The following is a 13,476-nucleotide window of genomic DNA, read 5'->3' as shown; positions in this document are numbered from 1 at the left end:
TCACACCCCTGCCATCGGTTTGCCACGCAGGATCGCCAGTGCCTCGGCCGGATCGATGCGGCCGTCGTAGAGCGCGCGACCGGAGATCGCGCCTTCGAGCTTCTGCGCATCGGGCATGGTCATGCGCACGATGTCGGCGATCGAGGCGAGCCCGCCCGAGGCGATGACCGGGATCGAAACCGCCTCCGCAAGATCGATGGTGGCGTCCCAGTTGATGCCGCTCAGCACCCCGTCGCGATCGATGTCGGTGTAGATGATGGCGGCGACGCCGGCGCCTTCGAATTTCCTCGCCAGTTCGATGACGCCGAGACTCGAGGCCTCGGCCCAGCCTTCGACCGCGACCTTACCGCCCTTGGCATCGATGCCGACGGCGATCTTGCCCGGGAATGCCTTGCAGGCCTGCCTGACCAGATCCGGATCGCGCACCGCCACGGTGCCAAGAATGACGCGGGCCAGCCCACGGTCGAGCCAGTCCTCGATCTGCGCCAAGGTGCGGATGCCGCCGCCGAGCTGCACCGGACTGCTCGTCGCCTTGAGGATGGCGCCGACCGCGGCGCTGTTGACGCTCTGGCCCTTGAAGGCGCCGTTGAGGTCGACGACGTGCAGCCATTCGAAGCCCTGCTCTTCGAAGGCGCGCGCCTGAGCGGCGGGATCGTCGTTATAGATCGTCGCAGTTGCCATGTCGCCATGCCTGAGGCGCACACATTTGCCATCCTTAAGGTCTATGGCCGGAAACAGGATCACCTTCAGGCGCCTTCGACGATGACAAAGTGGCCGGTCGAGCCGGCGAGCCTGTACTTCAAGGCCTCCTGGTATTCAGGCGAGCCGTAGCATTCCAGCGCCATTTCATAGGATTCGAATTCCACCAGCACGTGGCGATTGCCTGTCGGTCCTTCCGGGCTGATATACCGCCCGGCGCGCACCGGGAACTTCGCCCCGTATTTCGCGAAAGCCGCGGCATTGGCCTCGATGTACTGCTTGTAGATCTCGGGATCGTGGACATCGACCATTGCCATCCAATAGCCCTTCTTGCTCATGGTTCAGGGCCTCCAGCCTAGGAAATTGGTGATCAGCGCCAGGCCCAGCGCCTGGCTCTTCTCGGGGTGGAATTGCGTTCCGGCCAGGTTGTCGCGGGCGACAGCGGCCGTTACCGGGCCGCCGTAGTCGGCAACCGCCAGCACCTCATCCTCTTTCCGTGCATCGAGATGGTAGGAGTGGACGAAATAGGCGTGCAGTCCCTTGCCGCCCGTCGCAATGCCGGAAAACAGCGGATGCTTGCGCTTCAGGTCAATCGTGTTCCAGCCGATCTGCGGGATCTTCAGTGTCGGATCGGCCGGCGTGATCTCCTTGACGTCGCCGGCGATCCAGCCAAAGCCCTTTGTGACGGTCTTTTCCAGGCCCCGCTCCGACATCAGCTGCATGCCGACGCAGATGCCGAGGAACGGCCGAGCCTTGGCGATCGCCACCTCCTCCACCGCTTCCCACATGCCGGCGACCGCACGCAGTCCAGCGGCGCAATCGGCATAGGCACCGACGCCGGGCAGGACGATGCGGTCGGCGGTCCTGACCCGCTCGGCATCGGCGGTGAGTTCGATCGCGGCGGCAATGCCGGCTTCATGCGCAGCACGCTCGAAGGCCTTGGTGGCCGAGCGCAGATTGCCCGACCCGTAGTCGATGATCGCGACCCTCATCTCAGGGCTTTCCCGGAATATGGTTCAGCCCCAGTGCCAGGCCCATCTGCGCCGGCCGGGCATGTGCTGCGTCTGGGACGATACGCTGCGCATGAGTTTGTGAATCCGAATCCGCAGCGGCTTCCAACACATAGCGGATGTCGGCGTCGTCGAGCCTGTCGGCCTCGACGACACCCCATTCATGCCAGCCGCGGCGACGAAGGGCTGCAATTCGCAAGCCTTGTCCCTCCAGCCCGACAAAGAGCATGACAAGGAAGGATAAAAGCGAGCCGGCTGTTTCCAGGTCCAGCCTTTCGCCCAGCATCGAGAGCAGGCCCATGGCGACAAACGCCAATGCCGCCTCAACCCACAGCCGGTGCCAGGCCAGCCACAGCGGCGGCACCACGAAGCCGAGCCAGGCAAAGCCGTCACGGATAAAGATGGTGTCCACGCTTTCACCGCGGCCTGGCGGCTCCATCACGACATAGATGGCCATGGCGTTACCCTTTCAGGGATCCCTTGGTGGAGGGAACCGCGTCCAGCTGGCGCAGGTCGCGCTCAAGTGCCGAACGCAACACACGCGCCACGGCCTTGAAGCAGGTCTCGGCGATGTGGTGGTTGTTGGCGCCGTAATGATTGGTGATGTGCAGCGTGATGCCGGCATTCTGCGCCAGAGCGTGGAAGAATTCGCGCACCAGCTCGGTGTCGAACGTACCGATCTTCGGCGACGAGAACGAAACATTCCAGACCAGAAAAGGCCGGCCGGAGACATCGATTGCCGCCCGCGTCAGTGTCTCGTCCATGGCGAGGTCGATCGAGGCGTAGCGCATGATGCCGCGCCGCTCGCCCAATGCCTTGGCCAGCGCCTGGCCGAGGGCGATGCCCGTATCCTCGACGGTATGGTGGTCGTCTATATGCAGGTCGCCCTTGGCCTTCACGGTCATGTCGATCAGCGAATGGCGCGACAACTGGTCCAGCATATGGTCGAAGAAGCCGACGCCCGTCGAAATGTCGGATTTGCCCGAGCCGTCGACTTGAACCGACACGGAGATGTCGGTTTCCCTGGTCTTGCGGCTTATCTCGGCGGAACGGGGCGCCATGACCTCATCCTTGTTTCAGATTTGCACGTCAGGCGTTCACAGGCCTGAAAACGAAAGCCTTCTAGCAGCATGATCCGGCGATTGCCAGTTACCGCTGCGGAGCACTATCCGGCCCGGCGGATGGCCGGTTTGCAATCGTCCGGCCTATGCATACATATGGCCGATCAAGTCACTCGTAACGCACCGATCGCCTCGATGGGATCGGTGCTTGTCGGAGCAGGAAATGTCGAATGAACTGACCATGCATGCCACGACCATCCTGACCGTGCGCAAGGGCGGCAAGGTGGTGATCGCCGGCGACGGCCAGGTCAGCCTCGGCCAGACGATCATGAAAGGCAACGCCAAGAAGGTGCGCCGCATCGGCAAGGGCGGCAACGTCATCGCCGGTTTCGCTGGCGCCACCGCCGATGCCTTCACTCTGCTCGAGCGGCTCGAAGCCAAGCTCGAACAATATCCCGACCAGCTGACACGCGCCTGCGTCGAGCTTGCCAAGGACTGGCGCACCGACCGCTATTTGCGGCGGCTGGAAGCGATGATGCTGGTGGCCGACAAGTCGGTGTCGCTGGCGCTGACCGGCACCGGCGACGTGCTGGAGCCCGAATTTGGCGTCATGGCCATCGGCTCCGGCGGCAATTACGCGCTGGCAGCGGCACGCGCGCTGATGGACAGCGACAAGGGCGCAGAGGAGATCGCCCGCAAGGCGATGCAGATCGCGTCAGACATTTGCGTCTACACAAACAACAACTTCGTCGTCGAAACCCTCGATGCCGCCTGAGCGGAGCCTCCGCTATGGTTTTCGGCCGGTGACCCAGAGGGACCTGCCGATGATCGCCGGCTGGCTTGCCGAGCCGCATGTCGCCGAGTGGTGGAACGACCCAGAGACCGAGATTGCGGAGATCCGCGAGCATATCGACAGCATTTCGGTCGAGCCGCTGATCATCGAGCTGGACGGAAAGCCCATCGGCTATTTGCAGAGCTACGATCCGCATCTGGAGGACGGCCATCCCTATAGCGACCAGCCGTTCGGCACGCTCGGCATCGATCTGTCGATCGGCGTGCCGGAGCTTGTCGGGGTCGGCCACGGCTCCGCGATCGTCCGGCAGTTCGTCGAGCAGCTTTTCGAGGAAGGTACGCCGCGCGTCATCATCGACCCGGACCCCGCCAATGCACGGGCTATCCGTGCCTATGAAAAGGCCGGTTTTACGGCTATCGATCGCAGGAAGTCGGAATATGGCGATGCCGTGCTGATGGCCATTGATGCCCCAGAGGGTGATGCCGGACAGGGTGACGCAGAAGAGGGGCAATAGCAGCATGAGCGTATCCAGCGACAAAACCGTCTCGGCCTACGAAGACAGTTGGCGAATGGGGCTCCTGCTGGTTCTCGGGCTGGTCATCTTCCAGGCCGGGGTCCTCTATGGCATGGGGCGGACGCCGATCTGTACCTGCGGCTATGTCAAGCTGTGGCACGGCATCGTGCAAAGCTCCGAGAATTCCCAGCATATTTCCGACTGGTACAGCTTCTCGCACATCATTCACGGCTTCCTGTTCTATGCGCTGGCGTGGTTCCTTTTCCCGCGCTCGCCGATCGGGCTCCGGCTGGCGTTTGCGGTCGTCATAGAGGGCGGCTGGGAGCTGCTCGAGAACAGCCCTTTCATCATCGACCGCTACCGCGCCGGCACGATCTCGCTCGACTATTATGGCGACAGCATCATCAATTCGGTGTCCGACACGCTGGCCATGGTGCTGGGGTTTGTCATGGCGCGAAGGCTTCCTATATGGGTGATCGTCACCCTCGCCCTCATCTTCGAATTCGGTGTCGGCTATCTCATCCGGGACAATCTGACACTCAACGTGATCATGCTGCTGCATCCGTTCGAGTCCATTCGGCAGTGGCAAAGTGGAATTTAGTGATATGAGCACCTTCTCTCCCCGCGAAATCGTTTCGGAACTCGACCGCTTCATCATCGGCCAGAAAGACGCCAAGCGTGCGGTGGCGATTGCCTTGCGCAACCGTTGGCGCCGCCAGCAGCTCGAGGGCCAGATGCGCGAAGAGGTGATGCCGAAAAATATCCTGATGATCGGCCCGACCGGTGTCGGCAAGACCGAGATTTCACGCCGCCTGGCGCGCCTTGCCGGTGCGCCTTTCGTCAAGGTCGAAGCCACCAAGTTCACCGAGGTCGGTTATGTCGGCCGCGATGTTGAGCAGATCATCCGCGATCTGGTCGAGATCGCCATCGGGCTGGTGCGCGAGAAGATGCGCGAGGACGTCAAGGCGCGTGCCCACGTCAACGCCGAGGAACGGGTGCTCGAAGCGCTCGTCGGCAAGACGGCGAGCCCGGCCACCCGCGACAGTTTCCGCAAGAAGCTGCGCGACGGCGAGCTCGACGACAAGGAGATCGAGATCGAAGTGGCCGATACCGGCAATGGCGGCATGCCTGGCTTCGAGATCCCCGGCATGCCGGGCGCCAATATCGGCGTGCTCAACATCAACGACATGTTGTCGAAGGCGATGGGCGGCAAGAAGACCAAGTTGCGCAAGACGACCGTCAAGGAGTCCTACGGGCTGTTGATCAGCGACGAGTCCGACAAGCTGCTCGATCAGGACGAAGTGGTGCGCCGGGCACTCGAATCGACCGAGAATGACGGCATCGTCTTCCTTGACGAGATCGACAAGATCGCCTCGCGCGAAGGCGGCATCGGTGCCGGTGTTTCGCGTGAAGGTGTGCAGCGCGACCTGCTGCCGCTGGTCGAAGGTACCACGGTTGCGACCAAATATGGACCGGTGAAGACCGACCATATCCTGTTCATCGCCTCGGGCGCGTTCCACGTCGCCAAGCCCTCCGACCTGCTGCCGGAATTGCAGGGCCGCCTGCCGATCCGCGTCGAGCTGCGGGCGCTGGAGAAGGACGATTTCGTCCGCATCCTCACCGAGACCGAAGCCAGCCTGATCAAGCAGTATATCGCGCTGATGAAGACCGAAGGCGTCGACCTGGTCTTCACCGATGACGCGATCGATTCGTTGGCCGGCATCGCCGTGGACCTTAACGCCAGCGTCGAGAATATCGGCGCCAGGCGGCTGCAGACGGTGATGGAACGGGTACTGGACGACATCTCCTATGACGCGCCGGACCGTAACGGCACCTCGGTGACAATCGATGCCGCCTATGTCGAGAAGCATGTCGGCGACCTCTCCAGAAACACGGACTTGTCGCGTTTCATCTTGTAGGAGACTCTTGATTCTCCAAGAGGCCGGGGAATTACTCCCGGCCTCCGTCAATTCGGCGCGGCATTCCGGAGGTGTGGCCAAATGGAAGCATCCGGCAAGCTTTCGTCCCGTCCGGTGCAGGCGTCTCTCGACTCCCGGTGGAGCATTACCTAGTTTGCCGCCGACTATTTGGGCGGCGGCGCATGAAAAAACTGATCCTCGTCATTTTGGGGCTGACGCTGGCGACAGCGATGTTCGCCGCGCAAGCGGCAACGATGGTGCCGCCGGGCAACCGCAACACCGAGCAGCCTGACATACCGGGCGCATCGAGCCGGCGCACCCAGGCGACCAACACCACCTTCCAGGCGAAATACCGCAAAGTCTTTGCGCTGCTCCAGAACGATGCCGAGCTGCGCGGCAAGATCAAGCGGGCAGCCGCGGCCTATGGCATCGACCCAATGCATATCGTCGGCGCCATCGTCGGCGAGCACACCTACAATGTCGATGCCTATGACCGGCTGCAGACCTACTACGTCAAGGCGATCTCGTATTTATCGAGCAAGCTCTCCTTCGCCTATGACGGCGAGGACATCACCGATTTCGTGCAGCGGCCGCAATTCGCCAAATGCGCAGGGAAGTCCGATAGCTACGACCTATGGGAGTGCCGCGAGCAGGTGTGGAACCGGTCGTTCCGCGACAAGACCGTCAACGGCGAGAGCTTTCCCAACGACCGCTTCGGTGCCACTTTCTTCCAGCCTTATTATGCCGGCCAGACTTTTGGCATTGGCCAGCTCAATCCGCTGACGGCGCTGCAAATGAGCGACCTCGTGCACAAGGTTTCCGGCCTGCCGGAACTCGACGTCGGCGACCCCAACGCGGTCTACAAGACCATCATGGATCCTGACCTGACACTGCCTTATGTCGCAGCAACGATCCGGAAGTCGATCGACGCCTATAGAAGCATCGCCGGCTTCGACATATCAGGCAACCCCGGCATCACGTCGACGCTCTACAATGTCGGCAACCCCGAACAGCGCGCCTATGCGCTGAAGGCCGAGAACGACAAGCGCCGCGCTGCGGGCGAGCCGGAAAAATTGCCTGAGGAAAATTACTATGGCTGGCTGGTCAACGACAAGCTGCCGGAGCTGAAAGCGCTGTTTTAGCCGAACGCGTTCGGCCAACTATCCACGCCCTCAGCTCACGCCGCCAGCAGCGACTTCAGCTTGACCGTTTGCGAGCCTAGCGCTTCCGGCGCCGGCTTTGCCTGCTTTGCAATCAGCATCTCGGCCAGCCTTATGTCACGGGCGACCGCGTTGCCGGGGCCGATGCCGCTTGCCGCAACCAGCCTGCCGTCCTCGGCCAGATGAAACAGGATGAAGGCGCCGTCGCCAACGTCGCGGCGAACGATGCTGCGGCCTTCGTCCGACAGGCCGGCGATCTGCAGGGTCAATCCGTACTGATCTGACCAGAACCAAGGCACCGCCGAATGCGCCTCGCCGGCGCCAAGCATGTTCCTTGCGGCGAGTGCGCCCTGCTCCTGCGCATTGCGCCAGGCTTCCAGCCGCACGCGCCGGCCGCCATAGATAGCGAGCGGAAACGAACAGCAATCGCCGGCTGCAAAGATATCCCGGTCGCTGGTGCGAAGCTCGGCGTCGACGGCGACACCATTGTCGATGGTCAGCCCCGCCTCCGCGGCAAGTCCGGTCACCGGCACGGCGCCGATACCGATCACGGCAAGATCGGCGACAATGTCGTGCCCACCGGCAAGCGCGATGCGCACTTCGGCGCCGTCATCGGCAATGGCCGCGATGCCCTGGCCGCACAGGATTTTTACGCCTTCGGCTTCATGCGCCTGATGGATGACCTGCGCGATCTCGGCCGGCACGCCCCGCATCAGAATGCGCGGCTGCGCCTCGATGACGGTGACCGCGGCACCCAGCCTGCGCGCCGCCGCGGCGAGCTCGAGCCCGATGAAGCCGCCGCCGACTATGGCGATGCGATTGCCGGCGTTGAGATGGGCACGAATGGCCAGCGCGTCGTTGAAGGTTCGCAGGTAGACGCAGCGCCCGCCAAGGCCCGGCATAGGCAATTTGCGCGGCACAGACCCGGTCGCCAGCAGGAGCTTGTCGTAGGCCAGGGCGGAACCGTCTGACAGGCGCACGACATGCGCCGTGCGGTCGATCGCCACAGCCAGAACCGAATGGATATGCCGGATAGAGCGCTCGGCCAGGATCGCGTCGCTGGCGATCGCCTTGATCAGGGGCGCGTCGGCGACCATCGCGTCTTTCGACAGTGGTGGGCGCTCATAGGGAAGATGCGGCTCGTCGCCGACCAAGGTTACGGGGCCATTATAGCCGAGCTCGCGCAGCGCAAGGGCGGCGCGCCCGCCGCATTCGCCGGCGCCGATGACGACCATTCCCTTCGTCATCATCAACCGATCCGGACAAGGACTTTGCCGGCGCCGACTTTGACCGGATAGGTCCTTAGGTCGACGCAGACCGGCGCGCCCCTGGCAGCCCCTGTCTTGTAGTTGAAGCGGCCATTGTGCTTCGGGCACTCGATGATGTCGTCCATGACCAGCCCGTCGGCCAGATGCACCTTCTCATGCGTGCAAAGCCCGTCGGTGGCGAAATACTCGTCGTCGGGGCTGCGATAGATAGCAAAGGTGCGGCCGCCATGGTCGAAGCGCATCACGTCCTCTCCGTCGATGTCCTCGGCGTCACAGGCCTCGACCCAGTCGCTCATTTACGGTTCCTCGATTTTGGGTGCCTCGGCATAGGCTTGTCATTCGGCAGCCACCGCAGCGGTAGCGTTGTCGTTGTGGAAGTGCTCGCGATAGGGCCTCGCCGTCGGCGGCAGTTCGCGCTTGATGAAATAATCCTCATTGCGCAGCTGGCGCAGGAAGGCCGGTATCATCTCGCGGTAGCCGGCCAGGATGGACGGTGTCGGCGCCGGCAGATCGTGCTTGATCAGCTCATGCAGCCTGGGCAGCGCATGATAGGGCACCATTGGAAACATGTGATGCTCGACGTGGTAGTTCATGTTCCAGTAAATGAAGCGGCTTATCGGGTTCATGTAGACGGTGCGGCTGTTGAGCCGGTGATCGGTGACGTTTTCAGCCAGGCCGCCATGCTGCAGCAGGCCGACCATGACATGGTGCCACGCGCCGTAAAGCCTGGGCAGCCCGACCAGCATCAGCGGCAGGAACGAGCCCGTGTAGAGCGCCAGCACAATGGTCGCGGCATAGACTGTCGTCCAGATGCGGGCAATGCCAATTGCCTTCGGCTGCTCCTGCTCGGGAATGAAGGTTCTTTCGGCCGGGCTGACGATACCGGCTGCATTGCGCAGCATGTCGCTCATCGCATGCCAGGCGTCGAGAATGCCGACGAAGTTGAGCACGACGCGCAGCAGATCGGGCGGACGCATCACCGATATCTCAGGATCGCGGCCGACGATGATGGTATCGGTATGGTGGCGCGTATGGCTCCAGCGCCAGGTCACCGGGTTGCGCATGATCATGAAGCAGGCGATCTGATAGACCACGTCGTTCATCCACTGCGTCCTGAAGGCGGTGCCGTGGCCGCATTCGTGCCAGCGTGAATCGGTGGAGGAGCCGTAGAGGACGCCGTAGACGAAGAAGAACGGCACGCACCACCAGCTGCCCCAGAACCAGACGCCGCCGGCTCCGCTCAGGATCAAGGCGCCGAGCCACATGACCGTATCGCGGATCGCCGGGCCGTCGGAGCGCTGCATCAGCTCCTTCATCTGCTTGCGTGGCACGTCCGTGTGATACCACTCGGCCGCCGCCAGCCCGCTCTCGATGGCGAGCTTCGCGTCGCGGCCGATCAGGCTGTAGTCACGCCGGGACGCTGCTGTGGCGATCGTGTTCCCGGTTCGGAGTCCAATATCCACCATGGCGGAGGCCTCGATCATAGTCGGTCCGCATTCAAATAACGCCGAAGCCTGATAGGCTCAACATCACAAAGATAGTTTCTATCATTTTACATCATAATGGCGTAAAAGCCGAACAATAGAGCGAGGCAGCGATGGCGAAACGGCCGACGATTACCGACCTGGCACGCATTTCGGGGGTCAGCGTTGCCACCGTCGACCGGGTGCTGAACAACCGGTTGCCGGTGCGCGAGGAAACCGCGCGCCGCGTCTATGAAGCGGCGACCAGCATTGGCTATCACGCAGCCGGGCTGATCAAGCAGCGGATGCGCCATGAATTGCCGGAGTATCGGCTCGGGTTCCTGCTGTTGCGGCGGGAGGACGTCTTCTACAGCGAATTTGCCCGCGAGCTTGAACTGGCGGTATCGCAGTCGCCGCGCTTTCGCGGCGTGGCGACCATCGACTTCGCCGGCTCGCTGGCGCCGGACGAGATCGTCGAGCGGATGCGCAAGCTGGCCGCCAAATCCAGGGCCGTCGCCCTGGTCGGGCCTGATCACCCGACGCTGACGGTCGCCGTCGAGGCTCTCAAAGCCAATGGCGTACCGGCGTTCTCCCTGCTTTCCGACTTTGCGTCCGGTATTCGCGAGGGCTATGTCGGCCTGGACAATCGCAAGGTCGGCCGCACCGCCGCCTGGATAATCTCGAAGGTTGCGAAGAGGCCTGGCAAGGTTGCCCTCTTCGTCGGCAGCCATCGCTTCCATGGCCATGAGCTTCGCGAGATCGGTTTTCGCTCCTTCTTTCGCGAGCAGGCGCCGGAATTCACTCTGCTCGAGACGTTGGTCAATCTGGAAGCGAACCAGATCACGCATGATGCAATGATCGAGCTTCTAGCCCGCCACCCTGATCTCGTCGGCTGCTATGTCGCCGGTGGCGGCATGGAAGGCGCGATCTCGGCGCTGAGGGAGGCAAAGCCGGCAGAGGTGCCGGCGGTTGTCTGCAACGAGATCACGCCCGACTCCCGCTCGGCGCTGGCGGATAATTTCCTGACGATGGTCATCTCGACGCCACTGGCAGCGCTTTGCCGCGAGCTTGTCGGGCTGATGGCGCATGCCATCGAGAGCGGCGCTGCGAATGCGCCGGGCCAGACCTTTCTGCCCTTCGACATCTATCTGCCGGAAAACATCTGACGTCGCGGTCATTGGCGGCAGACATGATGTAATCTATCAGAACGCTTTCAGGCTTGGCTTGCCTGAGCGTCCGTCCAAAAGCGCTTGAAATGCCGAAAATCCATCCTTCATGGCGAAATCTCGCTTGACGCCCACGCGAAATGGAATAAATATTTCACCAACTGAGCATTTTGGTTCTTTCGTTCCGGAAGATCTGTTTCAGGCAAATGCCTCCGGAACTACATGGCAATCGGGAGAGAATTCCCTGCGAGATCGGGGATTCCGGGTAGATCGGTGCAGCCGGACACCAATGTGGAGGAGAAATAAAATGAAAAAACTGCTTTTGGGCGTCGCGTTCGCGGCGCTGATGAGTTCGTCCGCCTTCGCTGCCAAGATCGGCGTGTCGATGGCGTTGTTCGACGACAATTTTCTCACCGTGCTGCGCAACGGCATGATCGAGCAGGCCAAGGGCATGGACGGCGTCGAACTGCAGGTGGAGGATGCGCAGAACGACGTCGCCAAGCAACTCGACCAGATCAAGAACTTCGCCGCCTCGGGCGTCGACGCCATCATCGTCAACCCGGTCGACACCTCGGCGACCCAGGCGATGTCGGACGCAGCCGCCGCTGCCAAGATTCCACTGGTCTATGTCAATCGCGAGCCGGTCAACGTCGACACGCTGCCCGACAATCAGGCCTTCGTCGCCTCGAACGAAGCCGATTCCGGCACGCTCGAGACCAAGGAGGTCTGCCGCCTGTTCAAGGAGGCCGGCAAGACTGAAGCCAACGTCTATGTGATCATGGGCGAACTGTCGAACCAGGCAGCAGTGCAGCGCACCAAGGACATTGACGATGTGATCGCCACGCCGGAGTGCAGCTTCATCAAGATCATCGATAAGCAGACGTCGAACTGGAAGCGCGAAGAAGCGCAGAACCTGATGACCAACTGGCTGTCGACCGGCAAGCCGTTCGACGGCGTCATCGCCAACAATGACGAAAGCGCGATCGGCGCCATCCAGGCGATGAAGGCCGCCAACATCGACATGAAGTCGGTTGTCGTCGGCGGCGTCGACGCTACCCAGGACGCGCTTGCGGCGATGCAGGCGGGCGATCTCGATGTGACGGTGTTCCAGGATGCGGCCGGCCAGGGCGCCGGCGCGCTTGACGCGGCGCTCAAGCTGGCGAAGGGCGAAAAGGTCGAGCACAAGGTCTACATCCCGTTCCAATTGGTCACGCCGGCGAATATCGACAAGTTCCTGAAGAAGAACTGAGGCAGCGGACCGGAGCGGCGCACCAGCGCCGCTCCTCCTTCTCTCTCGGCCTGAAGAGCGGCCGAAAGAGACCGTGGCTGACGGAGGAAGCACGATTGGCACAGACATCTCAAGGCGTCGGCGGGCTCAGCTATGATGCGAAGCGGCGCGCGTGGCCGGCCGAATTCAACGTCTTCCTGGCACTCGTCATCCTGGTCGGCGCTTTCGAGCTGATCGGCCGGGTCTTCCTGGGCGACAGCTTCCTGTTCAATACCCGCGACAATATCGATGCGATCTTCAACGAAGCGCGCCTGCAGATCATCATCCTGCAGGTGTCGATCGTCGGCATCATTGCCATCGGCGTGACGCAGGTGATCATTACCGGCGGCATCGACCTGTCCTCAGGTTCGATCGTCGGCGCCACGGCAATGATCGCCATGAGCTTCGCCCAGGTGGCGACCGTCAACGGCAACCCGAACCCCAAGGCAATGTTCATAGCCCAGGGCTGGACCGACCTGCCGGTGATCGTGCCGGTGCTGGTCGCGATCGGCTGCGGACTGCTGGCCGGCCTGGTCAACGGTGCATTGATCGCCTACACCCGCATTCCGCCGTTCATCGCCACGCTCGGCATGATGGTCACCGCGCGCGGCATCGCCAAATGGTGGTCGAAGGGACAGCCGATCTCGTTTCCGACCGAGAGTTTCGCCGCCATCGGCAAGGGGCTGATGCCGGTCATCATCTTCATATCGCTCGCGGTGCTGTTTCAGCTGATCCTGAGCTACACCAAATATGGCAAGCACTGCTATGCCATCGGCTCCAATGAGGACGCCGCGCGCATGTCCGGCATCAACATCGCCAACCACAAGATCCTCGTCTACGTCATTGCCGGCGTCCTCGCCGCGCTCGCAGCCGTGGTGCTGAGCTCGAAGAATCTCACCGCCCAGGCCGGCATGGGTGTGATGTACGAGCTCGACGCGATCGCCATGGCGGTTATCGGCGGTGTCTCGCTGTCGGGCGGCCGCGGCTCGATTATTGGGACGGTGATCGGCTCGCTGATCTTCGGCGTCATCATCTCCGGCTTCACCTTTCTGCGCCTCGACGCCTATTATCAGGAGATGGTCAAAGGCGTGATCATCGTCGGCGCAGTCGTTCTCGACCAGTGGCGCCAGCGCCTGCGGGCAATGAGGGCTTGACC

General features: G+C 62.2%; 16 protein-coding genes. 8 read left to right on the top strand and 8 right to left on the bottom strand.

Annotation, left to right across the window (positions count from 1 at the left end; genetic code table 11):
- From hisA to hisB, 5 genes are read right to left on the bottom strand one after another with little or no spacing between them, the layout of a single operon-like run.
- On the bottom strand, window positions 1-744 hold the full coding sequence (gene hisA / locus NKH78_RS06920) for a 1-(5-phosphoribosyl)-5-[(5-phosphoribosylamino)methylideneamino]imidazole-4-carboxamide isomerase (protein WP_254815932.1): 744 nt from the start codon (window positions 742-744) through the stop codon (window positions 1-3).
- Window positions 745-746: 2 nt separating this feature from the next.
- The gene (locus NKH78_RS06915) at window positions 747-1,037 is read right to left on the bottom strand and encodes a DUF1330 domain-containing protein (RefSeq protein WP_254815931.1); all 291 of its coding nucleotides are present in this window, start codon (window positions 1,035-1,037) and stop codon (window positions 747-749) included.
- Window positions 1,038-1,040: 3 nt separating this feature from the next.
- Window positions 1,041-1,691 (bottom strand): imidazole glycerol phosphate synthase subunit HisH, encoded by a 651-nt coding sequence (gene hisH / locus NKH78_RS06910; protein ID WP_352505976.1) that lies wholly within the window; start codon window positions 1,689-1,691, stop codon window positions 1,041-1,043.
- Between the two features lies 1 nt (window position 1,692).
- Entirely contained in the window at window positions 1,693-2,166 is a 474-nt protein-coding gene (locus NKH78_RS06905; protein ID WP_352736757.1) for a DUF2628 domain-containing protein, read from the bottom strand.
- 4 nt (window positions 2,167-2,170) lie between these two features.
- Window positions 2,171-2,770: an imidazoleglycerol-phosphate dehydratase HisB gene (gene hisB, locus NKH78_RS06900; RefSeq protein WP_352505978.1), complete on the bottom strand. Its 600-nt coding sequence runs from the start codon at window positions 2,768-2,770 to the stop codon at window positions 2,171-2,173.
- A 223-nt stretch (window positions 2,771-2,993) separates the two neighbouring features.
- Here hisB and hslV point away from each other — a divergent pair, with 223 nt between their 5' ends.
- The 5 genes from hslV (at window position 2,994) to NKH78_RS06875 (ending at window position 7,138) form a co-directional block, all read left to right on the top strand.
- Window positions 2,994-3,545, top strand: a complete 552-nt coding sequence (gene hslV, locus NKH78_RS06895; protein WP_254815927.1) for an ATP-dependent protease subunit HslV — start codon at window positions 2,994-2,996, stop codon at window positions 3,543-3,545.
- A complete protein-coding gene (locus tag NKH78_RS06890; protein WP_352736755.1) occupies window positions 3,535-4,077 on the top strand; it encodes a GNAT family N-acetyltransferase in 543 nt (180 codons plus the stop codon). The genes hslV and NKH78_RS06890 overlap by 11 nt, the downstream gene beginning before the upstream one ends.
- A 4-nt stretch (window positions 4,078-4,081) precedes the next feature.
- Window positions 4,082-4,678, top strand: coding sequence for a DUF2585 domain-containing protein (locus NKH78_RS06885; RefSeq protein ID WP_254815925.1), 597 nt, complete (start codon window positions 4,082-4,084; stop codon window positions 4,676-4,678).
- A 4-nt stretch (window positions 4,679-4,682) separates the two neighbouring features.
- Complete coding sequence (hslU, locus tag NKH78_RS06880) at window positions 4,683-5,996, top strand: ATP-dependent protease ATPase subunit HslU (RefSeq protein WP_352477083.1); 1,314 nt, start codon at window positions 4,683-4,685, stop codon at window positions 5,994-5,996.
- A 182-nt stretch (window positions 5,997-6,178) separates the two neighbouring features.
- The gene (locus tag NKH78_RS06875; protein WP_352736753.1) at window positions 6,179-7,138 is read left to right on the top strand and encodes a DUF1402 family protein; all 960 of its coding nucleotides are present in this window, start codon (window positions 6,179-6,181) and stop codon (window positions 7,136-7,138) included.
- A gap of 35 nt (window positions 7,139-7,173) precedes the next feature.
- Here NKH78_RS06875 and NKH78_RS06870 read toward each other — a convergent pair whose 3' ends face one another.
- From NKH78_RS06870 to NKH78_RS06860, 3 genes are read right to left on the bottom strand one after another with little or no spacing between them, the layout of a single operon-like run.
- Window positions 7,174-8,403, bottom strand: coding sequence for an NAD(P)/FAD-dependent oxidoreductase (locus NKH78_RS06870; protein ID WP_352736929.1), 1,230 nt, complete (start codon window positions 8,401-8,403; stop codon window positions 7,174-7,176).
- A 2-nt stretch (window positions 8,404-8,405) separates the two neighbouring features.
- Window positions 8,406-8,720, bottom strand: coding sequence for a MocE family 2Fe-2S type ferredoxin (locus NKH78_RS06865; protein ID WP_352505981.1), 315 nt, complete (start codon window positions 8,718-8,720; stop codon window positions 8,406-8,408).
- A 39-nt stretch (window positions 8,721-8,759) separates the two neighbouring features.
- Window positions 8,760-9,890, bottom strand: coding sequence for a fatty acid desaturase family protein (locus tag NKH78_RS06860; protein WP_352736928.1), 1,131 nt, complete (start codon window positions 9,888-9,890; stop codon window positions 8,760-8,762).
- Between the two features lie 131 nt (window positions 9,891-10,021).
- On the opposite strand from NKH78_RS06860, the gene NKH78_RS06855 reads away from it, so the two are divergent.
- The 3 genes from NKH78_RS06855 (at window position 10,022) to NKH78_RS06845 (ending at window position 13,474) form a co-directional block, all read left to right on the top strand.
- Complete coding sequence (locus NKH78_RS06855; protein WP_352736751.1) at window positions 10,022-11,053, top strand: LacI family DNA-binding transcriptional regulator; 1,032 nt, start codon at window positions 10,022-10,024, stop codon at window positions 11,051-11,053.
- 307 nt (window positions 11,054-11,360) lie between these two features.
- Window positions 11,361-12,302 (top strand): sugar ABC transporter substrate-binding protein, encoded by a 942-nt coding sequence (locus tag NKH78_RS06850; RefSeq protein WP_352505983.1) that lies wholly within the window; start codon window positions 11,361-11,363, stop codon window positions 12,300-12,302.
- A 95-nt stretch (window positions 12,303-12,397) separates the two neighbouring features.
- Window positions 12,398-13,474 carry an ABC transporter permease gene (locus tag NKH78_RS06845; RefSeq protein ID WP_352736749.1) on the top strand — a complete coding sequence of 359 codons (1,077 nt, stop codon included), beginning with the start codon at window positions 12,398-12,400 and terminating at the stop codon, window positions 13,472-13,474.
- The last annotated feature ends 2 nt before the right edge of the window (window positions 13,475-13,476 follow it).

This window comes from Mesorhizobium sp. M0910 (assembly GCF_040319465.1).
In the GTDB taxonomy this organism is placed as follows: domain Bacteria; phylum Pseudomonadota; class Alphaproteobacteria; order Rhizobiales; family Rhizobiaceae; genus Mesorhizobium.
Note: the sequence above shows the minus strand (reverse complement) of the source record. Positions and strands in the feature narration are given on the sequence as shown.